The following is a 24,749-nucleotide window of genomic DNA, read 5'->3' on the forward strand; positions in this document are numbered from 1 at the left end:
GTCGGCGGCGCCGCTCACTTGCCCGCCGCCATGTGGGCGGAGGCGCCGAAGCGCGTCGTCCGCCGTCGCACACATGCAGCAGCCCTGTCGTCCGTGCCCCGGATCGCACACCGAGACCACACTCGGTAGCAATCTCCTCCCCGGCCACGGACGCCCCAGCGGACCGTGGCCATTCGTGTTTTCGAGTACCTCCCCGGAAGGGGACGACGCTCCAGGACAGGTCACCGGTTCGCACCCCGAACCCATCGACGAGTCCGTAAGGAGCACGACGTGTCCACCGCGACAGTCCGCACCATCACCGAACCCACCATCACCGGGCCGGTGCAGCGCGAATTGCCTTGCCGTGCCGACAATCCCGACCTCTGGTTCGGGGAGACCCCCGCCGAACTGGAAACGGCCAAGTCCCTCTGCGCACAGTGCCCGGTTCGGGCGCGCTGCCTGAGCGCGGCCCTCGACCGCGCCGAGCCGTGGGGTGTGTGGGGCGGAGAGATCCTCGACCACGGCGTCGTGATCGCCCGCAAGCGCCCCCGCGGCCGTCCCCGCAAGGTCGCCGTCTGCGCCTGAGGCGGCGCCGCACCGCCGCACCGCCGTTCGGCTCAAGGGCACCTTTGTACGCTTCAGGCGCACGAAGGTGCCCTTCAGCCGGGGGTGGGGCCGAGCGAATCGAGCTGGTAGTCGACGACGACCGGTGCGTGGTCACTCATCCGGCGGTCCGCGCTCGGCTCGCGGTCGGTGCCCGCGGCGACGGCCGCCCGCGCGAGCCCGGGCGTCGCGAGGTGGTAGTCGATACGCCACCCCGTGTCGTTGGCGAACGACTGCCCCAGCCACGACCACCACGAGTACGGGCCGTCGGTGTCGGGATGGTGGCTGCGGACGACGTCGACCAGCGTGCGGGGCGACAGGATGGAGCCGAACCACTCCCGTTCCTCGGGGAGGAATCCCTCGGCCTGGTTGCTGCGCCGCCAGTTCCGCACGTCGTGGCGGGTGTGCGCGATGTTGAGATCACCCATCAGCAGCAGTTCCCGGCCGCGGGCACGCGCGTCCAGACGCGAGCGCGTCAGCTGGCGCGCGAACCCGTCGAGAAAACGCATCTTGCGTTCGTAACGCGCACCGCCGTCCGGTGCCTCCCGCATCCGCCCCGGCTTCTGGAGATGCGCGGGCAGGCCCCCCTTCGGCAGGTACAGCGACGCGACGGTGATCGGCGCGTCGGCGAGGTCGACCTCGACGTACCGGCCCTGCGGGGCGAACTCCCGTAGTCCCCGGGCCAGCGGCACCGGGTCGAGTTCGGTCGTGTCGGTGTGGACTTCGCCGGGTGCCCGTACCAGGGCCGTGCCGCTCCACGTCCGCACCGCGACGGGAGCGTGCCGCGTCAGGACCGCGACGCCATTGCGTCCGGCCAGCACGCCCTCGTCGTAGGCGAGGTGACAGGAACCGAAGACTCCGGGGGGAATCGCCGCCGCGCGTGCGCGCACCTCCTGCAACGCGACCACGTCGGGTTCCCGCTCGGCCAGCCACTCCTCGAAACCGCGACGCTGCGCGGCCCGGATTCCGTTGATGTTGAAGGTCGCGATCCGCACGGTCGCCCAGTGTATGCAGCCGCGCCAGGCGGTCACCCGGATGGCGGCTGCGCGGTGTGTCGACCCGGAATTGCGTGTCCGGGTTCGCGAATACCGGTCTCGTGTCGACTCTAGCGATCGTCGGACCGATCGTGCTTGGCTGGAAGAGGGGACCCCGATGAGGAGCCGACATCATGGCCAAACCATTCCGAGGCGTCGTCAATCTCGACATTCGTGACTCGGTCCCGGACTGGGGACCGTACGAGCAGCCGAAGGCCCCGCCAGGTGTGCCGAACGTGCTCTACATCGTTCTCGACGACGTCGGGTTCGGTGCCCTGGGCTGCTACGGCGGCCCGATCGAGACACCGAACATCGATCGGATCGCGGCGAACGGGCTGCGGTACGGCCAGTGGCACACCACCGCCCTGTGCTCACCGACCCGATCCTGCCTGCTGACGGGCCGCAATCACACCACCAACGGTATGGCGTGCATCAGCGAGGCAGCTGTTGGCTTCCCCGGCGCGAACGGTCACATCCCACCCGAATGCGCCACCCTCGCCGAGATCCTGGTCGATCACGGTTTCAGCACCGCGATGGTCGGCAAGTGGCATCTGTGCGCCGAGGACGAGATGAACATGGCGTCCAGCAAACGGCACTGGCCGACCGGCCGCGGCTTCGACCGCTTCTACGGCTTCCTCGGTGCCGAGACCAACCAGTGGTACCCGAACCTCGTGCACGACAACCACACCGTCGAGCAGCCTGCCACCCCGGAGCAGGGCTACCACTTCAGCGTCGACATCACCGACAAGGCCATCGAGTACATCGACGACGTCAAGGCGATCGCGCCGGACCGGCCGGTGTTCCTGTACTACGCCCCCGGCTGCGCCCATGCCCCACACCATGTTCCGCAGGAGTGGGCGGACCGGTATCGCGGCAGGTTCGACGAGGGATACGAGGCGATCCGCGAGCGCACCCTCGCCCGGCAGAAGGAACTGGGTCTGGTCCCGGAGAACACCGAGTTGCCGCCGCTGAACCCGATCGGCACCCCCGACGGACGGACCGGTCCCGACGGGCAGCCGTTCCCCCCGTTGGACTACACGCGGCCCTGGGACACCCTGTCCGCCGACGAGCAGCGGCTGTTCGCCCGGATGGCCGAGGTGTATGCCGGTTTCCTGTCGCACTGCGACGACCAGATCGGTCGAATGCTGGACTATCTCGAGGAGATCGGCCAGCTCGACGACACGCTGATCATGCTGGTCGCCGACAACGGTGCCAGCGGTGAGGGCGGTCCCAACGGCTCGGTCAACGAGAACAAGATCGCCAACGGTGTGCCCGACGACCTGGCCGAGAACCTCGAGAAGCTGGACGAGCTGGGCGGCACCAAGACCTACAACCACTACCCCAACGGGTGGGCGATGGCGTTCAACACCCCGTTCAAGATGTGGAAGCGGTACTCGTTCAACGGCGGTACCTGCGATCCGTGCATCATCTCGTGGCCGGCGAACATCGCCGCCCGCGGTGAGACCCGAGACCAGTACCACCACGCCATCGACCTGGTGCCGACCGTGCTGGACTGTCTCGGCCTCGAACTGCCCGACGCGATCAAGGGTTACACGCAGCATCCGTTGCAGGGTGTGAGCATGCGCTACAGCTTCGACGCGAAGACCATCCCGACGGCGAAGCACACCCAGTTCTATTCGATGCTCGGCACCCGGGGGATCTGGCATGACGGGTGGAAGGCCGTCACCACCCATCCGGCGATCAGTGGGTGGAGTCATTTCCCCGACGACACCTGGGAGCTGTACCACACCGACGTGGATCGGGCCGAGCTGCGCGACCTCGCCGCCGAGGAGCCCGGCAAGCTCGCCGAACTCGTCGGCCTGTGGTTCCACGAGGCAGGCGCCAACCGGGCGTTCCCGCTCGACGACCGCTCGGCCGTCGAGATTCTCACCACCCCGCGTCCGCAGCTCGCGGCGCCCCGGAACCGCTACGTGTATCGGGGCGGGGGTGCCGAGGTGCCCGAGTCGGTCGCGGTCAACATCCGCAACCGGTCCTACTCGATCGGGGCCCTGGTCGATCTGCCCGGACCGGGAGCTGCCGGGGTGCTGCTCTCGCACGGCAGCCGGTTCGGCGGGCATGCCCTGTACGTCAAGGACAACCGGCTGCACTACGTGTACAACTTCCTCGGCAGCGAGGAGCAGCGCATCAGTGCGACCGAGGACTTGCCGACCGGGGAGAAACTGGTCTTGGCCGCGTCGTTCGACAAGGAGGGCGAGGACCCGCCCGGCACGGCTCACGGGGTGCTGCGCCTCTACTACGGCGACCGCCAGGTCGGCGAGGGCCGGATCCGGACCCAGCCCGGAAAGTTCGGCATCGCCGGCGAGGGTCTCACGGTGGGTCGCAGCACCGGGGAGACGGTCACCGACGACTACCCGGGCACCGCACCGTGGGCGTTCACCGGCGGGACCCTGGACCGGGTGGCGATCGATGTCAGCGGCGAACCGTACGTCGACCTCGAACGCGAGGCGGTCGCGATGCTCTCCCGTGAATGACGGGGGCGTCACCATGACGGACGCGGCGCCGGCCGCACCCGCTGCGGGCTCGCCGCAGGGGGAGTCCCGCCGGCTCGGGAGCGGAGATCCGCTCCCGAGCTGGCGGGAGGGCGCCACCAAGCGGGCCATCCTCGGCTTCGTCCGATCCGTGACCGCCGAGGGTTCCGCCGTCCCGATCGAGGAGCGGATCGCGGTCTTCGACAACGACGGCACGCTGTGGTGCGAGAAGCCGATGCCCATCCAGCTCGACTTCATCCTGCGTCGCCTCGTCGCCATGGCAGAGCAGGATCCCTCGCTGCGTAGCCGCCAGCCCTGGCAGGCCGCCTGCGCCCGCGACTACGGCTGGCTGACCGGCGTCCTCACCGACCACTACCGCGGCGACGACAGCGGGGTGAAGGTGTTCGCCGTCGGGGTACTGACGGCGTTCGCCGACATCACGGTGGAGGACTTCGAAACCCAGGCCGACCGATTCCTCCGCACCACCGACCATCCCACCCTCGGTCGTACCTACCTGACGTGCGGCTACTCGCCGATGATCGAGTTGCTCGGCTACCTCGACGCCCACGGGTTCCGCAACTACATCGTCTCCGGCGGCGGCCGCGACTTCATGCGGCCGATCAGTCAGGACGTGTACGGGGTGCCCCGCCAACGGGTCATCGGAAGCAGCGCCTCACTGACCTGGAGCGGCGACGGCCCTGGCGGCGCGCTGATCCACCAACCCGAGTTGGACGTGCTGGTCGACGGTCCCGAGAAGCCGATCCGGATCTGGAGCCGCGTCGGCCGACGGCCCCTGCTGGCGGCCGGGAACAGCAACGGCGACATCCCGATGCTGCGGTTCTCCGAGCAGCCGGACCGGCCCTCGCTGCAACTGCTGGTGGTCCACGACGACTCAACCCGTGAGTTCGACTACCGGGAAGGCGCCGAACAGGCGATCGACCTCGCAGGCACCAGGGACTGGACCGCCGTCAGCATCAAGGACGACTGGGCGACCGTGTTCGACCGACGAGGGTAGGCGCAGCGACAACCGGAGACCGCCCCCGGAGAACCGGAGGTCGACCGACGCCGTCACCGGGACCGCTCGGCAGGGGAGCGCGGTCGCAGCAGAACCACCGGAATCTCCCGCTCGGTCCACGACTGGTAGGTGTCGAAGTCGGCGTAGGCGTCGACGAGGATCGGCCACAGCCGGGCCCGCTGCCCGGGATCGGCTGTGGCGGCGGTGACCTCGCGGCGTCGACTGCCCACCTGGATGCGCGTGTCCGGGTTCGCGCACAGGTTCCGGTACCACTGCGGATGTTTCGGCAAGCCGCCCTGCGATGCGACCACGACGATGTCCGGTCCGTCCTCGATGTAGAGCAGCGGGGTGGTGTACACCGTGCCGGACTTGCGGCCCCGGTGCTCGAGCAGCAGCGTCGGGACGGGTTTGTGGAATCCGGCACCGATGCGCCACTTTCCCCCGATGCGTCCACCGGTGCGGCGGTAGAGCCAGACCTGGCACCGGCCGACGTACTTGAAGATTCTCGGCAGTAGGGGGGAATCGAGTTGCCCTGGTCGGGGCGGTGTCGCGCCTGCGGTCCGTCCGGTCATGGTGTCAGCTCCTTCGCGTGTCGCGTGCCGGCGTCGTCACCCGAGCGCCACGCCGAGTTCGGCGGCGAAGGTCTTGATCATGTGCTGTACGCCGATCTCGTTGCGGCCGATGATCATGTGGTCGTGCTGGCCGCGCCGCACCCCCTCGCCGCACTGCGGCAGCATCGCGAAGTCCTCGTCGCGGACCGCGCCGTGCACCTGGGCGAAGACGGTGTCGTACAGGTCGCGTTGTTCGTCGGTGGTCGCGGGGATGCGGGCCATCCAGCTGTGGCGAAGGGTGCACCGCGTCGGGGATCCGGCGGGAAGCATGTCGAGGATCTCGACGCCGACCGGGCTGTTCGCGAGGATGAGATTGGGGTAGATCCAGTAGATCACCCCCATGTTCGCCAACGGGTCCCACGAACCCTCTGGATTGGTGTCCAGGTCGGCAATCCAGTTGAACGGGAAGCCCATTCGGTGGTGTCTGCCGAACGCGTCGTGAATCGAGGTGTTGGCGACGGTGTTCTGGCCGATCACGCTCTCGGAGTGGACGAACGGGAAGTGGTAGCTCTCGGCGAACGCCTCGAGCGCACCCTTCCAGCTGACGTCCGACTCGAACTCGCGCTCGTCGTGGTAACCGTAGGACCGGTAGTCGAACCGGGCCAGTTCCGGCCCGAGGGGGCCGAGATGTGCGTCCACGTCGATGGATTCGTCCGCGTTCAGGACCGCCCAGACGAATCCGTGCCTCTCCTGGCTCGGGAGTTCCACCAGTCCGTAGTCGGCGCGGTCCATGCCGGTGAAGCCCTCCTTGCCCGGTACGCCGATCAGGTTCCCGGTGTTCTTGTAGGTCCAGGCGTGGTACGGGCAGGTGAACCGGGTGGTGTTGCCGGACCCGCAGGCGGGCATCGCGCCGCGGTGCCGGCAGTAGTTGAGGAAGACGTGCGCTGTGCCTGCGCCGTCCCGGGTGACCAGCAGCGAGTCGCCGAGCACGCTGCGCACGACGTAGTCGTTCGGTTGCCCAACCTGCGCGCTGGGCACGATGGCCAGCGGGGTGCGACGCAGGATTTGCGCCTCCTCGACCTCGGTGATCTTCGGGTCCCGGTAGTAGTGCAGCGGCACGCGCAGCGGTGAGTCCGCCATGTCGGTCGTGCCGTCCAGCACATGCCGGAGCGCGCGCCGGGTGAGGTCGTCCACCGTGTCGGAGTGTCGGGTGTCGGGCTGTGTGGTCATCGTCTGTCCTTTCCCGCGCCGGTCGGCCGCAGTGTCGAGACCATACAACAGGGCATGTTTGTATGGCCTGGTTTCGGTGGATCCGCGCCGCCGCCCGAGGTCCACCCGGCGTGATCGCGCACGGGTAGGGTTCGACCGACAACTTCGCTGGACAGGAGGGATGACGGGCCGATGCGCACACACGGCTGGTCGGGCGCCACCCCCGCCGACGACGACGAGGCGATCGCCCGCATCCTCGCCGCGGCCCGCCGCGCCGTGGACCGCTCCGGCGGTGACATCAGCATCACGGAGGTGGCCCGGGACCTCGGTATCACCCGGCAGACCGTCTACCGGTACTTCCCGACCGCGGAGGCACTGCTCGGCGCCACCGCGATCGCCCAGGCCGGCCCGTTCCTCGACATTCTCGCCACGCATCTCGGTGGGATCCGCGACCCCGCGGAGGCCGTCGTGGAGGGCATCGCCTACACCCTCGAACAGATACCCGAGGAGAAGTACCTGAACATGGTGCTCGCGCCCGGACGGGCCAGTGCCTTCTCTGCGGGCGTCACCTCGGACACCGCGCTGGCGTTCGGCCGGTCGATCCTCGAACGGTTCGCCGTCGACTGGGCCGAGGCCGGTCTGGCCGGTGCGAACCTCGACGAACTGGTCGAGCACATGCTCCGCATCGTGCAGTCGTTCGTCATCGATCCCGGTCGTCCACCCCGCAGCGGCGACGAACTGCGGCTCTACCTGAGGAAGTGGGTCGCCCCTGCTGTGGACCGAATCCGGTCACAGGCCGGCGCGCACTGACCGGACCCCAGGTGTTACTCGGCTCGCCGTACGTCCTCGGTGAAGCCGGGCAGCCACCGCGTCAGGATCCCCATGTAAGGGGCCTCGGCGTCGAGCTGGGCGCAGATACCGACCGACCCCAACAGCACCCGGAAGATCATCACGTACTCGGGCGGCATGTTCAGCGCGCGGGCGGTCCGGAAGTGTTCCGACGAGAAGTCGGTCGCGGTGCCTGCCGCGCGCTGCAGCCACGACCGGGTGAAGTGGAACGACTCGGTGTGGATCGGGTCGGTGAAGGGGCGCAGGTAGTTCGCGATCTCGGCCTCGGTGACATTGCGCCCGGGAAGCACGAAACCGTTGCCGCGCAACAACTCCGTCAGCTCGTCGAACCGTTCCTCGAGGGCGAGCCGGACCATCCTGCCGAGGACGGGGGGAAGTCCGCCGGGCATCGGGGCACAGGCACCGAAGTCGAGGACGCCGAGGCGGCCGTCGTCGCACAGCATGAAGTTGCCCGGGTGAGGGTCGCCGTGCAGCAGCTCGACGCGGGCGGGGGAGGCGAAGTGGAACTCGGCCAGCCGCGCACCGGCGATGTTGCGCTGCTCGGCCGTGCCGCTGCTGATGACCGTCGACAGCGGGGTCGCGTCCATCCACTCGGTGATCACCACCTTCGGGGAGCTGGCCACCACCTTCGGGATCGCGAACTGCGGGTCGCCGGCGAACTCGGCGGCGAACGCGCGCTGATTGTTCGCCTCGATCCGGTAGTCCAGTTCGTCCTCGGTGCGAGCGCTGAGTTCGTCGAGCACCGGCTTGATGTCGGCGCCCGGCATCACCGCGGTGAACATGCCCGCCATCCGGGACAGCGTCTTCAGGTCGGCCCGCAGTGCCTCGTCGGCGCCGGGGTACTGGACCTTGACCGCCACGTCACGACCGTCCGACCACACCGCCCGGTGCACCTGCCCGATGCTCGCCGACGCGGTCGGGGCGTCGTCGAAACTGGCGAACCGTTCCCGCCACCGGGTGCCGAGCTGCGCGTCGAGGACGCGGTGCACCTTGCGGGCGGGCAGTGGCGGCGCCTCGGCCTGCAGCTTCGTCAGCGCGTCCCGGTACGGCTCGGCGAACTCCTCCGGGACCGCCGCCTCCATCACGCTCAGCGCCTGGCCGAGCTTCATCGCGCCGCCCTTGAGCTCGCCGAGCACCGTGAACAACTGTTCGGCCGCCTGCTGGGTCAGCTTCGCGTCGATCTCGTCCCGGTCGCCGCCGGCGAGCTTGCGACCGAAGCCGACGGCCGCACGCCCCGCGATCCCCAGCGGGATGCTCGCGAGTTTGGCGGTGCGGGCTGAGCTGCGGCGGGGAATGTCGGGCACGCCCTCAATCATGGCGGACGATCGCCGCCTTCGCCTACACCTCAGGTGAGCAGCCGCAGTCCGGGTGTGTCGGCCACGGTCGACGCACCAGCCGCGGCGACCGAAGGTCGAGTTCCAGGGTCGCGTCGAGGCTGGCGGGAGGGCGACTCGGGTCGCCGTCGATCAGCGCGGTGAGTTCGCTCACGGCCAGCGCGACGGTCGCGAGCACGGCGTCCGGGGTGGCGGTCCCGACCCGGCCGAGCAGCTGCGCCGCCAGGTGCGGCCACTCGGCGTCCAGGCCGGTGCGGATCAGGTCGGCGCAGCGCAGGCAGCTGGTGCGGCCCGGCACCACCAGCGGCCCGACGACCCCGCGTCCGTCCCGCAGCCGAACCGGAAGGTGCGCGGTGCCCGCCGCCATCAGGTCGGCGACGGTCTGCGGATCCGGAACGAGGTCGTCGGTGAGCACCACGCAGTCGATGCCGTCCGTCGGTGGGCCGACCCCGGCACGGTCCGGGACCGACCGTCCGATCCGGACGCGGCCGTCACCGAGCGCGGTCGTGAGACCGTCCGCGAGCGGGCCGCGGCCGTGCAGGTGCACGCTGCGCACCGTCGGCTTCCGGCGGAACGGCAGCAAGGCGCCCACCCGGGCGAGCTCGGACAGGATCTGCCCGATGTCGTCGCTGTCGACGCCCACACGGTTGGCCTGCCAGACGATCTCGGCGCGGCTGTGGTGCCCGTCGAGCAGTCGCAGCAGGTCGGCGAGCGCGGCGGCGGTGACGCCGGCGGGCGGCCGCAGCAGCAGCGCGGTCTCTGGGTTCCAGCCGAGTTGAAGGGTGCCGCTCGGCCGGGTCAGGACCGGGGTGCGGGGGTCCAGGCGCGGGCCGTCGAGCGGGGTGGTGGCGACGCGGGTCATGCGGGCAGCGTGCCAGCACACACCCGCCGCGGAGGTGCCCCGCGGCGGGTTGTCCACAGGGTGGCAACACCGTGGACCTGCGGTTTCGTCCCTATCCGCTAATTGCTCGGGGAGTCGGGTTCGCCGGTCTCGCCGCGCTCCTCGCGTTCGCGGGCCTGCAGCGCCTCGAGCTGGGCGATCGGATCGTCGAACGTGCTCGATCCACCGCCGACCACCCGGTCGACGAATCCGGCCGGGCTGTCCAGGTCGCTCGAGTCCGGAAGCAGGTCCGGGTGCGCCCAGACCCCGTCGCGGCCCTCGGCGCCGGAGGCGTCGGTGAGCTGTCGCCACAACTGCGCCGCCTCGCGGACCTTGCGGGGGCGGAGTTCGAGTCCGACCAGGGTGGCGAACGTCTGTTCCGCCGGGCCGCCCGTCGCGCGACGGCGGCGCAGGGTCTCGCTCAGCGCCGCCACCCCGGGCAGTCGCTCGCCGAGAGCCTGCGCGACCACGACCTCGACCCAGCCCTCGACCAGGGCGAGCAGCGTCTCCAGCCGCTCCAGCGCCTGCTTCTGCTCCGGCGTCGTCTGCGGCTCGAACGTGCCCTGCTGCAGCAACTCCTCGAGCTTCGACGGGTCGCTCAGCGCGCTCGGGTCGAGACCCTGTGCCGCCTCCTCGATCGCCGAGAAGTCCATCTTGATGCCGCGCGCGTACTCCTCGACGGTGGCGAGAAGGCGCTGCCGCAGCCACGGCACGTGCACGTACAGCCGCTGGTGCGCGGCCTCGCGGGCGGCCAGGAACACCAGGACCTCGCGGTCCGGTTGCTCGAGGCCCTCACTGAACTTCTCCACGGCCGCAGGCAGCAGCGCGGCCACCCCGTTCGGACCGAGGGGAAGCCCGATGTCGGTGGAGGTCAGCACCTCGGACGCGAGCTGCCCGAGGGCCTGCCCGAGCTGAGAGCCGAACGCGAGGCCACCCATCTGGCCGATCATGCCCAGCATCGGTCCGGCCATCTGCCGGGCCTCCTCCGGCAGTCCGGACACCCACATACCCGACACCTGCTCGGCGACCGGGTCACACAGCCGCTTCCAGGTGTCGATGGTGTTCTCCAGCCAGTCGACCGGCGTCCACGCGACGGTCCGGGTGGCGCCGGCGGGCAGCTGCGTCGCGCCGTCGAGCCACAGCTCGGCGAGGTGCGCGGCGTCGGCGATCGCGGACGCGGACCCGGACGACACCGGGGTGACGGAACCGATCTGCTGCAGCGCCAGCTTCTTCGCCACGTCGTAGTTCACCGGACCGGACTGGCCGCCGGTGCCCATCGCGCTGCCCATGCCGCTGAGCATCTGCCCGAACTGGGTCAGCATCTGACCGAGCGCGGCGGGGTCGAAGCCCTCGGCGTTGAAGCCGAACGGCATCCCGCCCGGCCCCGTCGGACCGCCGCCGGTGTTGTCCCCACCCGAACTGCCCCCGCCCGTGTTCTTGTCGCGGTCGGGGTCGTCGTCGGAGTTCGAGAAGCCAAACGGCGGATTGCTCATACGTCAACGGTACAAGGCCGTGCGGGCGTCGGTGGCAGCGGAAATCACGCCGAGCGCGAACACGCGGACCGAGAACACGGAGAAACCGGCCCGCGTGCGGCCGGTGCAACGGCGGCCGCCGACCGCCGCCCTCTACGCTGGGCCGAGTGAATCGACGGATGCTCACCCTGGTTGCTGCGCTGGTGCCGGTCGTGGCGTTGCTCGGGCTCGGGACGGTCGTGCAGGTGCCGTTCGTGGCGCTCGGACCCGGTCCGACCTTCAACACGCTCGGGGAGGTCGAGGGCAAGCAGGTCGTCGACATCGAGGGCACCGAACTGGATCCGACGACCGGGAACCTGAACATGACGACGGTGTCCGTGCGCGACGGGCTGACCGTGTTCGATGCTTTCGGGTTCTGGCTCAGCGGCCGCTACGGCCTCGTGCCCCGCGAGGAGGTGTACCCGGCCGACCGCAGCCGTGACCAGGTGCAGGAGGAGAACGCCGCCGACTTCGCCCAGTCCGAGGAATCCGCGGAACTGGCCGCACTGCACTTCCTGAACAAGCCGGTCGCGCTGGAGGTCACCGACGTCTCCGCCGACGGTCCGTCCCACGACCTGCTGCGCACAGGTGACCGCATCGTGAGCATCAACGGGACGCCGGTCCGGACCGTGGGTGAGGTGCAGCGCTCCGTGGCGGACCTCGCGCCGGGAACCGTCGCGACGATCGTCGTCGAACGCGACGGCGGTCAGGTGACGGTGCCGGTCACGCTCGGCGCCCGGCCCGGACACGACGACGTGGGCTATCTGGGGATCACCCCCACCGAGAAGCCCGACGTGCCGTTCACCGTCGACTTCAACCTCGCCGAGATCGGCGGCCCGTCGGCCGGGCTGATGTTCACGCTCGCCGTGATCGACAAGCTGTCGCCGGGCGAACTCAACGGCGGCGGGTTCGTCGCAGGCACCGGCACCATCGACTCGGACGGTGACGTCGGCCCGATCGGCGGCATTCCGTACAAGCTGATCGCGGCCCGGGAAGCCGGCGCGACCACGTTCCTGGTGCCGGCGAAGAACTGCGACGAGGCCAAGCAGCGGGTTCCGGACGGGCTGCGACTGGTGAAGGTCGACAACCTCACCGGCGCGGTCGACGCGCTCGAGTCGCTGAACTCCGGCGGCGACGCCCCGTCCTGCTGACCGGCCGCTCCCGCTGACCGACCGCTCCCGCTGACCGACCCGCTCCCGCTGACCGACCGAATGTGGGATTCGGTCAGTCAGACCGACCGAATCCCACATTCGGTCGGAAGGGTGGGGGTCGGGTGGCGGGGGACAGGGGTCACCAGTCGTCGTCGGTGGCCTCGAAGGTCGCGTGCAGTGCGTGGACCAGTCCGGGGGCCAGGTTGTCCCCGGTGCGCAGTTCCGGCTCGGCGAACGGGTCGTCGTCCTCGTCGGGCGCCAGCGCGATCGCGCACTCGGACCGGCCGTCCCGCAGGACCGCGGCGAACAGCCTCGCCGCACGGCGGTCGGGATGCGAGCCCGCTGCCGCGCGGATGACGTCGTCGGCGGCGTTGTCGCCGGACAGGGCGACCGAGACGGCGGAGTCCAGCTCCACCTCGGCGGTCGGGGGCAGCACCAGGATCTCCTGGACGAGCAGGCATCCGGCCACCCCGTGCGACCAGCTGGTGGTGCCGAGGTACTCCTCGAGCGCGGCGGCTCCGCCGTGCAGGTCGTCGGGAAGTGGATGCTGTTCGATGGGCGTCAGCTCGGACCCGGCTTCGAGCTGGTCGATCAGATGCGGTTCGGCCACGGCGATCGCCGCCGTCGGGACGAGTGCGAACATCCGCGGTGGCTGCCCCCAGCCGTCGGGCTCGACGTGGCCTGCGACCTCCTGAACGCACCGCGGCAGGGCGTCGTCGGAGATCGGGTCCGGGTGGGATGTGCCGTCGAAGTCGCTCACCTATTCATCCTCGCACCCGGACGACGCAGCCGGACAACCCGGACGACGCACCCGGACAACCCGGACGACGCCGGTGGTCACATCGGTAACCCACGTAGAGTGGGACAAAACACCCTGCGGCCCGCTCGTCGTGCCGCCCGACCACGGGAGCGTGACACGTGGGCATGCGGCCCCCCACCGGATTACCTTCGTTGTCCAGACGGAGCCGAGTGTTGTTGGTACTGGCGCTTGTTGTGGCCGTACTGCTGCTGATCGGGCCGAGGCTGATCGACACGTACGCGAGCTGGCTGTGGTTCGGCGAGGTCGGGTTCCGAGGCGTCTTCACGAAGGTCCTTGTCACCCGGATCCTGCTGTTCCTCGCCGTCGCCCTCCTCGTCGGCGGTGCCGTGTTCGGCGCGTTGCTGCTCGCGTACCGGTCCCGTCCGGTGTTCGTACCGGCCGCGGGGCCCAACGACCCGATCGCCCGGTACCGGACGACCGTGATGAGCAGGCTCAAGCTGTTCGGCGTGGTCGTGCCGGTCGTGATCGGCGTGCTGGCCGGGCTGGTCGCGCAGTCCAGTTGGGTTGCGGTGCAGATGTTCATGCACGGCGGCGACTTCGGGCAGCATGACCCGCAGTTCAACCTCGACGTCGGGTTCTACGCGTTCGATCTGCCGTTCTACAGGTTGGTCCTGAACTGGCTGTTCGTCGCGGTGCTGATCGCGTTCTTCGCGAACCTGGTGACGCACTACATCTTCGGTGGTCTGCGGCTGACCGGGCACGAGGGAGCCCTGACCAAGGCGGCGCGCATCCAGTTGGCGGTCCTTGCGGGCACCTTCGTCCTGCTCAAGGCCGTCGCGTACTGGCTCGACCGCTACTCGCTGCTGTCGAGCAGTCGGAAGGAACCGACGTTCACCGGCGCCGGTTACACCGACATCAACGCGGTGCTGCTCGCGAAGCTCATCCTGATGGCCATCGCCATCATCTGCGCTGTCACGTTCTTCGCGGCGATCTTCCTGCGGGACATGCGGATTCCGGCGCTCGCCACCGCGCTGCTCGTGCTCTCGTCGATCCTGGTCGGCGCGGTCTATCCGCTGCTGGTCGAGCAGTTCTCGGTCAAGCCGAACGCCGCGGTCAAGGAGCGCGAGTACATCGAGCGCAACATCGCGGCGACCCGGCAGGCGTACGGGATCTCCGACGACAAGGTGACGTATCAGCCGTACTCCGGTGACGGCACGAAGGCTCCGCAGGACGTGCCGGCCGACGTCACCACGATCGCGAACGCCCGACTGCTCGATCCCAACGTCCTCTCGCCGACGTTCACCCAGCAGCAGCAGCGGCAGAACTTCTACGGGTTCCCGCCCACTCTCGACATCGACCGCTACGACCTGGGCGGCGAGAAGCGGGACTACGTGGTCGCGGCGCGCGAGCTGTCGCCGAACAACCTGCAGGGCAACCAGACCGACTGGATCAACAAGCACACCGTGTACACCCACGGTGACGGTCTGGTCGCGGCGCCCGCCAACCGGGTCACCGCCCCGGTGCTCGACCCGACGCAGGACACGTCCAACAACGCGGGCTACCCGATCTACACCGTGAGCGACATCGCGTCCCAGCAGCAGGGGACGCAGGTCATCAAGGTCGATCAGCCGCGCGTCTACTTCGGTGAGGTGATCGCCCAGGGTGACGCCGACTACGCGATCGTCGGCAGCGGCGACGGCTCGGCTGCCCGTGAGTACGACACCGACACCTCGAAGTACACCTACACCGGGCAGGGCGGCGTCCCGATCGGGAACTGGTTCAACCGGTTGACGTTCGCGGCGAAGTACGCCGAGCGCAACATCCTGTTCTCCAGCGTGATCGGCTCCGACTCGAAGATCATCTACAACCGGGACCCGAAGACGCGCGTGGAGAACGTCGCGCCGTGGCTGACGACCGACGGTGATCCGTACCCGGCGGCGGTCGGCGGCCGGATCGTCTGGATCGTCGACGGGTACACCACCCTCGACAACTACCCGTACGCGCAGCGCAGCTCGCTGGAGGGGATGGTCGAGGACAGCATCGACCAGACGACCGGTCGGCCGTTGCCGCGCAAGGAGGTCTCCTACATTCGCAACTCGGTGAAGGCGACCGTCGACGCGTACGACGGCACGGTGACGCTGTACCAGGTCGACGACCAGGATCCGGTGCTCAAGGCGTGGATGGGTGTGTTCCCGGACACGGTCCAGCCGAAGAGTGCGATCAACGACGACCTGCGTTCGCACTTCCGCTACCCGGAGGACCTGTTCAAGGTGCAGCGGGAGATGCTCGCGAAGTACCACGTCGACGATCCGGGCGAGTTCTTCACCAACAACGCCTTCTGGTCGGTGCCGAACGAGCCGACGGTCGAGGGGTCGAAGCTCAACGAGCCCCCGTACTACGTGCTCGTCGGTCAGGAGGGAACCGGCAAGCCGGTGTTCCGGTTGACCAGCCCGATGGTCGGTTTCCGCCGCGACTTCCTGTCCGCGTACATCGCGGCGGACTCGGACCCGGAGAACTACGGCAAGATCACCGTGCTGCAGTTGCCGCGGGACAAGCAGACACAGGGTCCGGCGCAGGCGCAGAACTCGATGATCTCCGACGCCCGAGTCGGCTCGGAGAAGGCACTCCTCGAGCGCACCAACAAGATCCAGTTCGGCAACCAGCTGACGTTGCCGATCGCGGACGGCGGGATCCTGTACGTGGAGCCGATGTTCACCGAGCGCAGCGGCGCGAACAACGCGACGTTCCCGCAGCTGACCAGGGTTCTGGTCAGCTACCAGGAGCCCGGGCCGACGGGTCGAGTGCGGGTGGGGTACTCGGCCACGCTGGCCGATGCCCTGAACCAGGTGTTCGAGATCGGAACGGGCAGCGCCGCAACGGCTCCCGGCGGAACGGTCACCGAGCAGCAGTCGACCGGTAACACGCCCGCACCGGTGGTCCCGGCGCCGGAGCAGACGACCCAGCCGCCGGCGCCGCAGCCGGGTGGAACCATCAATCGGGATGCCGCGGTTGCCGAGCTCGACGCCGCGCTCGCCGCAGTGCGGTCGAGCCAGCAGAGTGGCGACTTCGGCGCCTACGGTGCGGCGCTCGACCGGCTGCAGAAGGCGGTGACCGACTACCAGAGCCTGCCGAAGTAGTCGGGCCGGAACCGGCGAAAAGGGCGCCCCGCCGATCGAATTCGATCGGCGGGGCGCCCTTTTTCGTGTGCTCGGCTCAGCGGGCGATGCCGGCCAGGTAGATGCTGTTGGCGGCGATCAGCTCACGCAGCTGGTCGCCGTATCCGTACTGGTCGGCGGTGGCGACAGCGGCGTCGGTGGCCTGCTGCACCTGGTCGGCGCTGGGGGCCGGGAAGTTCTCGGGCAGGGCCGGCACGGTCGCGACCGGCGGAACCGCGGCGGGCAGGTCGACGGCAGGCGCGGGGGCGGGCTCGGGAGCCGGCTCGGGCTCGGCGACCGTCAGGTACTGACCGCAGTGCGGCCACGCGCCGGCGCCCTGGGTCGCGAGGACGTTCTCCGCGACGCGGATCTGCTCGGCCTTGGAGGCGGTGTGCGGGGAGCCGCTGCCGCCGTTCGCGGCCCAGGTGCTCTGCGAGAACTGCAGGCCGCCGTAGTAGCCGTTGCCGGTGTTGATCGCCCAGTTGCCGCCGCTCTCGCACTGCGCCACGCCGTCCCAGTTGTAGGCGGCGGCGGAGGCGGTGGCGGTGCTCAGGGCCATCGGGACCGCGGCGAGGGCGGCGGTCGCGGCGACGGCGCCGATCGTGCGCGTGGTTGTCTTACGGATGGTCATGCGGGGTGAATCCTCTCCGCGCTTGCCGACGGGGCCGCGTGGTGCGATCGGTGCCGGTGTGGCCGTGGCGGACAGACTGCTGTTCGTCGCCCGGCGTCGTCACTGGCACGCCCGTCCCTGCCCCTCGAAGGTTTGGGGGTTCCGATCCCGCGGGGCAGGTCGAGCAGCGGCGGGTCGGCTGGGCCCGGTGGTTTCGGGCCGGGATCGACGCTAGCCAACAAATTGCTGTGGGTCATCTCCGTCGAACTTCGGCCTGCCGCAACGCAAGTCGCCGAGGTAACGCGGCTTTCGCCAGGTCATCCCGGCGCGTTGCGTCTCGCGGGCAGCTCCGTTATCCCGTCGTAATGTGGTGGGGATCACCGAATTTCGGTGAAGTGCGCCACAGGTTTCCGTGGCGCCGGGCGCGCGTCGGTGGCGCGGAGGCGCGATCGGCGGCCGGTTTCCCCGGTTGTGCAGGCGATTTGTGTTCGGTTCTTCCGTTCGTGTAACTTCGTTCATGCAGCGCGGGGTGGAGCAGCTCGGTAGCTCGCTGGGCTCATAACCCAGAGGTCGCAGGTTCAAATCCTGTCCCCGCTACCAAGAACGAAGGACCCGGTACCCAGGTACCGGGTCCTTCGTCGTTTCCGGCCACCGTCGTTTCCGGCCACCGTCGTTTCCGGCCACCGCCGTTTCCGGGCATTGTCGGCTTCGAGCGTTGGTCCGCTCCGGGGTCTGGCCCGCCCGCCGCGGGGCCCGCCGGCGGCGCACTCCTTCGCGACATCTCCGATGCCGCGTCGGGCTGTTTCGGGTGGCTCGATGTGACATCGGCAACCCTAGGGGAGGGGTGGTCAGAAGTGCTCCGGAAGTCGTGTACAGTGGTCAGTGCAGCGCGGGGTGGAGCAGCTCGGTAGCTCGCTGGGCTCATAACCCAGAGGTCGCAGGTTCAAATCCTGTCCCCGCTACGAAGACGAAGGCCCCGGTACTCAGGTACCGGGGCCTTCGTCGTATTCGCGTTTCCCTGGATCCTCGACGTCGGCGCGGCCGCATCGAGGATCCGGCGGTGCTCCAATGATCTTGCAGTTTCAGCAAATCTTCTTGTCGAAATCGCCCGATCTGGCGGACAGTGGATTCCGGACCGGAGCGATACAGGGAACGGAGACGCGATGAACGACAGATATGACGTGGTGATCGTCGGTGGCGGTGCAGCGGGACTCGGAGGGGCGCTCTCGCTGTCGCGGGCTCGCCGGTCGGTCCTGGTGGTCGACGCGGGCCGGCCGCGAAACGCGCCCGCCGAGCACATGCACAACTACCTCGGCCGTGAGGGCGCGAACCCGAGGGACCTGCTGCGGATCGGACGCGACGAAGTGGCCGGGTACGGAGCCGAGTTCGTCGACGGGGAAGTTGTCGATGCCGCGGCGACGGACGCCGGCTTCCGGATCCGGCTCGGTGACGGTCGGGAGGCCACGGCGAGGCAACTGCTGGTCACCACCGGACTCGTCGACGAACTCCCCGATGTGGCGGGATTGCGCGAACGCTGGGGGCGTGACGTGCTGCACTGCCCGTACTGCCACGGGTGGGAGGTCCGGGACGGCGCGATCGGCATTCTCGCGACGAGTTCGCTTGCGGCGCACCAGGCGTTGATGTGGCGACAGTGGAGCTCCGACGTGGTGGTGTTCGCCCACACCGCCCCGCCGTTCGGCGCCGCGGACCTCGAGAAGTTCGCCGCCCGCGGCATCGAGGTCGTCGAGGGCGCCGTCACCGGGCTCGAGGTCGACGGGGATCGGCTGACCGGGGTGCGGGTCGCCGGCCGCGGGGTGATCGCGCGCCAGGCGCTGGTGGCGCCGCCGCGGTTCGAGGTGCACACCGAGTTCCTGCGCGGTCTCGGGCTCGAACCCGTCGCACAGGAGATGGGTGGCGAGGTCATCGGCACCCACCTGCCTGCGGACCCGACAGGGGCGACGACCGTGCCCGGGGTGTGGGTCGCGGGGAACGTGACCGATCCACGCGCACAGGTTATTTCGGCTGCCGCCGGGGGAGTGCAGGCCGGCGCGATGATCAACGCCGCGCTGATCGAGCTGGACGTCGAGGCCGCGCTCACCGAGCGCTCACGCGTCGGGTAGGTCGATCTCGTGCAGCCCCTGCCGCAGCAGCTTGCCGGTCGCATTGCGGGGCAGCTCGTCCAGGAAGACCACCTCGCGCGGAACCTTGTACCGCGCGAGTTGTTCCTTGACGAACGACTTCAGCGCCTGGGCGTCGACCTCGGGAGATCCCGGCGCGGGCACCACGAACGCCCGCAGGCGGTGGCCGAATTCGAGGTCCTCGACACCGATCACCGCGGCCTCCGCGACATCCGGGTGGTCGGCGAGCAGGTTCTCCACCTCGAGCGGGTAGACGTTCTCGCCGCCGGAGACGATCATGTCGTCGTCCCGGCCGTCGACGAACAGCAGTCCGCGGTGGTCGAAGTGGCCGACGTCTCCGGTGGACAGCAGACCGTCGATCCGCTCCTTGTCACGGCCGTCCGTGTAGCCGTTGAAGCTCAGTCCGCTCGAGACGAAGATCCGGCCCACCACACCCGGTTCGTCGATCCGGCTGCCGGCGTCGTCGTACAGCCCGACGTGGCAGGTGACGGGTGGGCGTCCCGCGGTCCCTGGAACCAGGGCCAGGTCGGCGGGCGTGGCGACCGTCGCGACCGCGACCTCGGTGGAGCCGTACAGGTTGTGCAGCACCGGCCCGAACGCGTCGGTGGTGCGGCGGCACAGGTCGGGGGAGATGGACGAGCCGGCGGCGAAGACGATCGACAGGTTCGTGGTGTCGAACCGGGCGAGGACGTCCGGGCCGAGGTCGACGATCCGCTGCAGCATCGTCGGGACGACCACGAGGACGTCGGCGCGGTGGTCGGCGGTCAGCTGGACGGTCTGCAACGGGTCGAACCGACGTTGCAGCACCACCGTCTGGCCGAGGGTGAGCGCGAGCCCGAGTTGCGAGATCCCGGTGCCGTGGAACGCGGGCGCGGCCATCACCATCGTCTGGCCCCGGCGCAGCGGTACCCGGTCGAGGAACTGTGCCGACGCCAGCGGCGAGGTCCGCTCCCGCGGCGCCCCCTTCGGCGTGCCGGTGGTGCCACTGGTCAGCAGCACGAAGCTGCCGGGGACCGGCGGCGCGGCCATGGGAGCGCTGCTGTGTCCGGTGAGCTGGTCGTCGAGCCGGGTGGTGCCGTCGGCGGACTGCCCCCACGCCACGTACCGCCGCACGTCCGGCGGTAGGCCGGCTGCAACCGCCACGAACTCCTCGTCGTGGACGAACGCCCGAACCTGTTCGCGGGCAGCGATGTCCACCAACTGCGGGGTGGCGAACCCGGTGTTCATCAGGACCAGCTTGGTGCCCAGCTTCGCGGCGGCGAGCATCGTGAGCACGAGTCCGCGGTGATTGCGGCACATGACGCCGACCACGGACCCGGGGGTGACGCCGTCAGCGGCCCAGGCGCGCGCCAGCGCGTTCGACATGCCCTCGAGTTCTGCGTACGTGAGCTGGCCGCGTTCGTCGACGATCGCGACGACATCGAGACCGGCGGTGGCGTGGGCGTGCACCACTCCCGCGAACGGGCCGTAGCGCTCGGCCGCACGGATCGAGGCGAGCCCGCGATCGAGGCGGGGGAACGGCACCAGGCCCGATCGCACCATCACCCGGATCGCGCCCAGAGTGTCGGTGACCTTCGTCAGAGCGCCTGGCATCGCTTCCCCCTGCGGAGTGCTCCGGTGTGTGTTGGGTCACAGGGTAGACCGTGAGCCGGTCGCGGGCACGGGTAACGATCGGGTGCGTCGGCCTGCTGGTCTGCAGTCTCTTCGTACGGTCCTCGGCCGCCCCCGTTGCCTTGGTCATCGCGGTGGCCGGGGCGATGCCGATCCCACCTCCAGAATTGGAACGTGTTCTAGCCTTGCGGCATGGACGTGACCTACGAGGGGACCAAGAGGGAAGTCGCCACCGACAAAGGTGTGCTGCGCTATCACGAGGCGGGCGAGGGGCCCCCGCTTCTGCTGTTGCACGGCTCCGGGATCGGGGTCAGCGGGTGGCGCAACTACCGAGGCAACCTGGGTGTGTTCGCCGAGCACTTCCACTGCTACATCCTCGAGTTCCCCGGATTCGGCGTGAGCGACCCCGTCGGCGGGCACCCCGTGCTGACTGCGGGGTCGTCGGTGCTGCGCTTCATGGATGCGCTGGGCATCGAATCGGCCGCGATGATCGGCAATTCCATGGGCGGGGTCGTCGGCGTCAATGTGGCCGTGAAGCGTCCCGAGCGGGTGAACAAGCTCGTCACCATCGGTGGGGTGGGGCCGAACATCTTCAGTCAGAATCCGAGTGAGGGCACGCGCCTGCTGCAGGATTTCGCCGACGGTCCCAGTCGCGAGAAGCTGGTTCGGTGGCTCGAGTGCATGGTCTACGACCGTGCCGTGATCACCGAGGAGCGAATCGAGGAACGTTGGGAAACGTCCAACGATCCGGAATCACACAGGACGCTGGCCGCGATGTACGGCTCCGAGGCGTTCGAGGCGCAGCAGCAAGCGATGGCCAACTCGGACGCACCGCCGTACTGGTCGATGATGGGCAAGGTGCGGTGTCCGACCTTGCTGACCTGGGGTCGTGACGACCGACAGTGTCCGCCGGACATGCCGATGATCCCGATGCGACTCATTCCCGATGCGGAGTTGCACATCTTCCCGAAATGCGGGCACTGGGTGATGGTCGAAGCCAAGGAGGCATTCGAACGGATCACCCTCGAGTTCCTGCTCAGGTGACCTGGGTATCCGCTCGCGGACCCGGTGCGGGACCACGGTCGGTGTAGACGCATCCGTCCCCGTCGCGGTGATTGCGACGGGGACGGACGTCGTGATGGAACCGGTTGTCGTGCAGACTACTTGAGCTCGGACGACGACTTGCCGAGCAGGCGGCGGGCGATGATCAGCTGCTGGATCTGCTGCGTGCCCTCGAAGATGTCGAGGATCTTGCTGTCGCGGGCCCACTTCTCGAGCAGTGGCCGCTGCGAGTATCCCTGGGTGCCTGCCAGCTCGACGGCCTTGAGCGAGGCCGCCGTTCCGGTGCGGCCCGCCTTCGCCTTCGACATCGACGCCTCGAGCGAGTTGGGCTTCTTGTTGTCCGCCATCCAGGTGGCGCGCAGCGCCAGCAGGTATGCCGCCTCCCAGTCCGCCTCCAGGGCCAGGAACTCGGCGGCGGCGGCGTGCTGGTTGTTCGCCGGGGTGTCGTACGAGACCTCGACGCCGGCCTCGGCGAGAATCTCACGCAGCTCCTCGAGCACCGCGCGGCCGAGGCCGATGGCCATGCCGGCGACGATCGGTCGGGTGTTGTCGAAGGTCTGCATGACCCCGGCAAAGCCCTTCTCCACGTTGACCTCCGGGTCGCCGAGGATGTTGTCCTTCGGGATCCGGCAGTCCTGCAGCAGCAGCACCGCGGTGTCGGACGCCTTGATCCCGAGCTTGTGCTCGAGCCGCGCGACGGACAGGCCCGGGGCGTCCCGCGGCACGACGAACGACTTGATTGCGGCGCGGCCCTTGGTCTTGTCCACCGTCGCCCACACGACGATGTGGGTCGACCGCTCGCCGGCGGTGACGAAGATCTTCTCGCCGTTGAGCACCCACTCGTCGCCGTCGAGGACTGCGGTGGTGGTGACTGCGGCCGAGTCGGAACCGAAGCTCGGCTCGGTGATGGCCATCGAGGCCCACACCTTGCCGAACCGCTCGAGCTGCTCGTCGGTCGCGACGGCCGCGATGGCGGAGTTGCCGAGGCCCTGGTACGGGATGGACAGCGTCAGACCGACATCGCCCCAGCAGGTTTCGATGACGTTCATCAGCGACGCCATGTTGCCGCCGTTGGCGTTGCCGATCACGGACGGGGCGTCACCGCGGCCGAGCGCCGCACCCGAGGCTCCGGTGCCGGAGTCGTTGAGGCCCTCGACCATCGCGGCCATCGTGTCGAGCTCGACGGGGTACTCGTGCTCGGCGAGGTCGTACTTGCGTGAGACGGGGCGCAGGATCTGCGCCGCGACCTGGTGCGCCTGGTTGGCGGACGCCCTGAGCTTGCGGGGAAGTTCGAGATTGATCATTGTCTGTGGTCTCCTGTGGCGTCAGATGAGGACGATGCCCTCGGCAACGCCGATGGCGCGAAGGTCTCGGTACCAGCGCTCGACCGGGTGCTCCTTGGTGAAGCCGTGCCCGCCGAGCAGTTGTACGCCGTCGAGGCCGATCTGCATTCCCTTGTCGGTGGCCAGCTTCCGGGCGAGTGCGGCCTCGCGGGCGAAGGACCGCCCCTGTTCCGCGCGGGAGGCGCCGCGCAGCGTCACCAGCCGCAGGCCGTCGAGTTCGATCGCGATGTTCGCGACCATGAACGCCACCGCCTGGCGGTGGCTGATCGGTTCGCCGAATGCCTCCCGCTCGTTGACGTACGGGATCACGTAGTCGAGGACGGCCTGCCCGGTGCCGACCGCGAGTGACGCCCAGCCGAGCCGGGCCAGCCGGATCGCGTCGGCGTAGTCGGCCGCGCGCTGGTCGGCGTCGCCCTCGCCGAGGATGGCGGACTCGGGGACCGCGACATCGGTGAGGTTCAGCCGGCCCAGGCCCGCGGCACGCAGACCCATACTCGGGTCGGCCTCCACGACAAGGCCCTTCGCGTCGGACTCGACGATGAACAGGGCGGGACGGCCGTCCAGTTCGGCGGCGACGACGAACAGCTCCGCGTCCGCGGCGGCGGGCACCATCGACTTGACGCCGTTGAGCTTGTAGCCGCTGGGGGAGCGGACCGCCTTCGTCTGCAGCGCGAAGGGGTCGAACAGGGCACGCGGCTCGGTCACGACCAGCGCCGCGGCCGGCACGTTCTCGCCGGTGAACGACGGCAGGTATGTCTTCTGCTGCCCCTCGGAACCGAACTGGGTGAGCGCGACCGCGACGCCGCTCGGGGCGAGGATCGGCAGCGCCAGACCCATGTCGCCGTGCGCGAGCGCCTCGGCGACCAGCGAGTTGGTCACCGCTCCGCGCTCGGTGGCGACGCCCTCGAACTCCTCGGGAACGTTGATCAGGGTGATGCCGAGCTCGGCGGCGCGCTTGCCCAGATCGGCGGGCGAAGCGGCGGCCTCGTCGGCGTCGTGGGCGGCGGGGCGCAGGATCTCGGCCGCGAAGTCGCGGACGGTCGAGGTGATCATCTGCTGCTCGTCGGTGGGGGTCAGATCGAAGAAGTCGGCGTTCTTCGCCTCGCCCGCGGGCAGACGGGTCGGCTTGCTGCCTCCTGCCACCTTCGCGAACGTGCGGGTCGCGGCGCCGAGCGTCTTGAAGCCGGTCTTGGTGCCCTCGTATGTGACCCGGTTGATCGGCTCGCGGAGGTTGTATTTCTCGGCCAGGTCGGACCCGGTGATCTTGGTCAGCACGCGCATGGCGGCGCCCATCGCGTCCCGCTTGATCGGGTTGAGGCCGACCGCGGAGGTGTCGCGGGGGCGGCGAGCCGACGAATCGTCTGTGCGGCGAGCGGCACCGTTCGTTGTCACAACGCTGTCTTGCTTGCTCATGATCACCATTTCTCGGTGTTCGGTCTCGGACGGAAGTATCTTACTGCGGAGT

19 protein-coding genes and 2 tRNA genes are annotated in these 24,749 nt (G+C 69.2%); 10 read left to right on the forward strand and 11 right to left on the reverse strand.

The genetic code is table 11. The features are described from left to right. Positions 1-270 precede the first annotated feature (270 nt). A complete protein-coding gene (locus ACWEPG_RS19690; protein ID WP_450115775.1) occupies positions 271-564 on the forward strand; it encodes a WhiB family transcriptional regulator in 294 nt (97 codons plus the stop codon). Positions 565-638: 74 nt separating this feature from the next. Here the strand turns inward: ACWEPG_RS19690 and ACWEPG_RS19695 are convergent, their stop codons facing one another. Next, a complete protein-coding gene (locus tag ACWEPG_RS19695) occupies positions 639-1,577 on the reverse strand; it encodes an exodeoxyribonuclease III (RefSeq protein ID WP_450115774.1) in 939 nt (312 codons plus the stop codon). A 173-nt stretch (positions 1,578-1,750) separates the two neighbouring features. On the opposite strand from ACWEPG_RS19695, the gene ACWEPG_RS19700 reads away from it, so the two are divergent. Both ACWEPG_RS19700 and ACWEPG_RS19705 read left to right on the forward strand, forming a co-directional pair. Then, entirely contained in the window at positions 1,751-4,108 is a 2,358-nt protein-coding gene (locus ACWEPG_RS19700) for an arylsulfatase (protein ID WP_450115773.1), read from the forward strand. Positions 4,109-4,121: 13 nt separating this feature from the next. Continuing rightward, positions 4,122-5,120: an HAD family hydrolase gene (locus ACWEPG_RS19705; protein WP_450115772.1), complete on the forward strand. Its 999-nt coding sequence runs from the start codon at positions 4,122-4,124 to the stop codon at positions 5,118-5,120. 53 nt (positions 5,121-5,173) lie between these two features. Here ACWEPG_RS19705 and ACWEPG_RS19710 read toward each other — a convergent pair whose 3' ends face one another. Both ACWEPG_RS19710 and ACWEPG_RS19715 read right to left on the reverse strand, forming a co-directional pair. Beyond that, positions 5,174-5,692 (reverse strand): nitroreductase family deazaflavin-dependent oxidoreductase, encoded by a 519-nt coding sequence (locus ACWEPG_RS19710; protein WP_452595074.1) that lies wholly within the window; start codon positions 5,690-5,692, stop codon positions 5,174-5,176. Between the two features lie 36 nt (positions 5,693-5,728). Next, entirely contained in the window at positions 5,729-6,901 is a 1,173-nt protein-coding gene (locus ACWEPG_RS19715) for an aromatic ring-hydroxylating oxygenase subunit alpha (protein ID WP_450115771.1), read from the reverse strand. A gap of 171 nt (positions 6,902-7,072) precedes the next feature. On the opposite strand from ACWEPG_RS19715, the gene ACWEPG_RS19720 reads away from it, so the two are divergent. Further along, positions 7,073-7,690, forward strand: a complete 618-nt coding sequence (locus tag ACWEPG_RS19720) for a TetR/AcrR family transcriptional regulator (RefSeq protein WP_450115770.1) — start codon at positions 7,073-7,075, stop codon at positions 7,688-7,690. Positions 7,691-7,704: 14 nt separating this feature from the next. Here ACWEPG_RS19720 and ACWEPG_RS19725 read toward each other — a convergent pair whose 3' ends face one another. The 3 genes from ACWEPG_RS19725 to ACWEPG_RS19735 all read right to left on the reverse strand — a co-directional run bounded on the left by ACWEPG_RS19725 (position 7,705) and on the right by ACWEPG_RS19735 (position 11,436). Beyond that, positions 7,705-9,045, reverse strand: a complete 1,341-nt coding sequence (locus ACWEPG_RS19725) for an ABC1 kinase family protein (protein WP_450115769.1) — start codon at positions 9,043-9,045, stop codon at positions 7,705-7,707. Positions 9,046-9,067: 22 nt separating this feature from the next. After that, positions 9,068-9,925, reverse strand: coding sequence for a hypothetical protein (locus tag ACWEPG_RS19730; RefSeq protein WP_450115768.1), 858 nt, complete (start codon positions 9,923-9,925; stop codon positions 9,068-9,070). 98 nt (positions 9,926-10,023) lie between these two features. Continuing rightward, on the reverse strand, positions 10,024-11,436 hold the full coding sequence (locus ACWEPG_RS19735) for a zinc-dependent metalloprotease (protein WP_452595075.1): 1,413 nt from the start codon (positions 11,434-11,436) through the stop codon (positions 10,024-10,026). 146 nt (positions 11,437-11,582) lie between these two features. Between ACWEPG_RS19735 and ACWEPG_RS19740 the strand changes: the two genes are divergently transcribed. After that, a complete protein-coding gene (locus ACWEPG_RS19740) occupies positions 11,583-12,605 on the forward strand; it encodes a YlbL family protein (RefSeq protein WP_450134848.1) in 1,023 nt (340 codons plus the stop codon). 139 nt (positions 12,606-12,744) lie between these two features. On the opposite strand, the gene ACWEPG_RS19745 is transcribed toward ACWEPG_RS19740, so the two are convergent. Then, a complete protein-coding gene (locus tag ACWEPG_RS19745) occupies positions 12,745-13,365 on the reverse strand; it encodes a PPA1309 family protein (protein WP_450115765.1) in 621 nt (206 codons plus the stop codon). A gap of 158 nt (positions 13,366-13,523) precedes the next feature. Here ACWEPG_RS19745 and ACWEPG_RS19750 point away from each other — a divergent pair, with 158 nt between their 5' ends. Continuing rightward, positions 13,524-16,502, forward strand: coding sequence for a UPF0182 family protein (locus tag ACWEPG_RS19750; RefSeq protein WP_452595076.1), 2,979 nt, complete (start codon positions 13,524-13,526; stop codon positions 16,500-16,502). 76 nt (positions 16,503-16,578) lie between these two features. Here ACWEPG_RS19750 and ACWEPG_RS19755 read toward each other — a convergent pair whose 3' ends face one another. Next, a complete protein-coding gene (locus ACWEPG_RS19755) occupies positions 16,579-17,151 on the reverse strand; it encodes a transglycosylase family protein (RefSeq protein WP_452595077.1) in 573 nt (190 codons plus the stop codon). A gap of 502 nt (positions 17,152-17,653) precedes the next feature. Here ACWEPG_RS19755 and ACWEPG_RS19760 point away from each other — a divergent pair. The 3 genes from ACWEPG_RS19760 to ACWEPG_RS19770 all read left to right on the forward strand — a co-directional run bounded on the left by ACWEPG_RS19760 (position 17,654) and on the right by ACWEPG_RS19770 (position 19,250). Next, a tRNA-Met gene (locus ACWEPG_RS19760) sits at positions 17,654-17,730 on the forward strand. Positions 17,731-18,018: 288 nt separating this feature from the next. Then, positions 18,019-18,092 (forward strand) — tRNA-Met (locus tag ACWEPG_RS19765). A 201-nt stretch (positions 18,093-18,293) separates the two neighbouring features. Beyond that, positions 18,294-19,250: an NAD(P)/FAD-dependent oxidoreductase gene (locus ACWEPG_RS19770; RefSeq protein WP_452595078.1), complete on the forward strand. Its 957-nt coding sequence runs from the start codon at positions 18,294-18,296 to the stop codon at positions 19,248-19,250. Here the strand turns inward: ACWEPG_RS19770 and ACWEPG_RS19775 are convergent. After that, a complete protein-coding gene (locus ACWEPG_RS19775; RefSeq protein WP_452595079.1) occupies positions 19,236-20,861 on the reverse strand; it encodes an acyl-CoA synthetase in 1,626 nt (541 codons plus the stop codon). The genes ACWEPG_RS19770 and ACWEPG_RS19775 overlap by 15 nt on opposite strands. A 210-nt stretch (positions 20,862-21,071) precedes the next feature. On the opposite strand from ACWEPG_RS19775, the gene ACWEPG_RS19780 reads away from it, so the two are divergent. Further along, positions 21,072-21,923 carry an alpha/beta fold hydrolase gene (locus ACWEPG_RS19780; protein WP_452595080.1) on the forward strand — a complete coding sequence of 284 codons (852 nt, stop codon included), beginning with the start codon at positions 21,072-21,074 and terminating at the stop codon, positions 21,921-21,923. A 116-nt stretch (positions 21,924-22,039) separates the two neighbouring features. Here ACWEPG_RS19780 and ACWEPG_RS19785 read toward each other — a convergent pair whose 3' ends face one another. Both ACWEPG_RS19785 and ACWEPG_RS19790 read right to left on the reverse strand, forming a co-directional pair. Then, entirely contained in the window at positions 22,040-23,245 is a 1,206-nt protein-coding gene (locus ACWEPG_RS19785; protein ID WP_450116703.1) for an acyl-CoA dehydrogenase family protein, read from the reverse strand. A 21-nt stretch (positions 23,246-23,266) separates the two neighbouring features. After that, entirely contained in the window at positions 23,267-24,703 is a 1,437-nt protein-coding gene (locus ACWEPG_RS19790; RefSeq protein WP_452595081.1) for an acyl-CoA dehydrogenase family protein, read from the reverse strand. Positions 24,704-24,749: the final 46 nt, after the last annotated feature.

The organism is Rhodococcus sp. NPDC004095, from assembly GCF_053604015.1.

Bases quoted from the DNA above. Each gene is read 5' to 3' on its own strand.
- ACWEPG_RS19700 (WP_450115773.1), top strand. From the start codon at position 1,751: ATGGCCAAACCATTCCGAGGCGTCGTCAATCTCGACATTCGTGACTCG.
- ACWEPG_RS19705 (WP_450115772.1), top strand. From the start codon at position 4,122: ATGACGGACGCGGCGCCGGCCGCACCCGCTGCGGGCTCGCCGCAGGGG.
- ACWEPG_RS19710 (WP_452595074.1), bottom strand. From the start codon at position 5,692: ATGACCGGACGGACCGCAGGCGCGACACCGCCCCGACCAGGGCAACTC.
- ACWEPG_RS19715 (WP_450115771.1), bottom strand. From the start codon at position 6,901: ATGACCACACAGCCCGACACCCGACACTCCGACACGGTGGACGACCTC.
- ACWEPG_RS19720 (WP_450115770.1), top strand. From the start codon at position 7,073: ATGCGCACACACGGCTGGTCGGGCGCCACCCCCGCCGACGACGACGAG.
- ACWEPG_RS19725 (WP_450115769.1), bottom strand. From the start codon at position 9,045: ATGATTGAGGGCGTGCCCGACATTCCCCGCCGCAGCTCAGCCCGCACC.
- ACWEPG_RS19730 (WP_450115768.1), bottom strand. From the start codon at position 9,925: ATGACCCGCGTCGCCACCACCCCGCTCGACGGCCCGCGCCTGGACCCC.
- ACWEPG_RS19735 (WP_452595075.1), bottom strand. From the start codon at position 11,436: ATGAGCAATCCGCCGTTTGGCTTCTCGAACTCCGACGACGACCCCGAC.
- ACWEPG_RS19755 (WP_452595077.1), bottom strand. From the start codon at position 17,151: ATGACCATCCGTAAGACAACCACGCGCACGATCGGCGCCGTCGCCGCG.
- ACWEPG_RS19770 (WP_452595078.1), top strand. From the start codon at position 18,294: ATGAACGACAGATATGACGTGGTGATCGTCGGTGGCGGTGCAGCGGGA.
- ACWEPG_RS19775 (WP_452595079.1), bottom strand. From the start codon at position 20,861: ATGCCAGGCGCTCTGACGAAGGTCACCGACACTCTGGGCGCGATCCGG.
- ACWEPG_RS19780 (WP_452595080.1), top strand. From the start codon at position 21,072: ATGGACGTGACCTACGAGGGGACCAAGAGGGAAGTCGCCACCGACAAA.
- ACWEPG_RS19785 (WP_450116703.1), bottom strand. From the start codon at position 23,245: ATGATCAATCTCGAACTTCCCCGCAAGCTCAGGGCGTCCGCCAACCAG.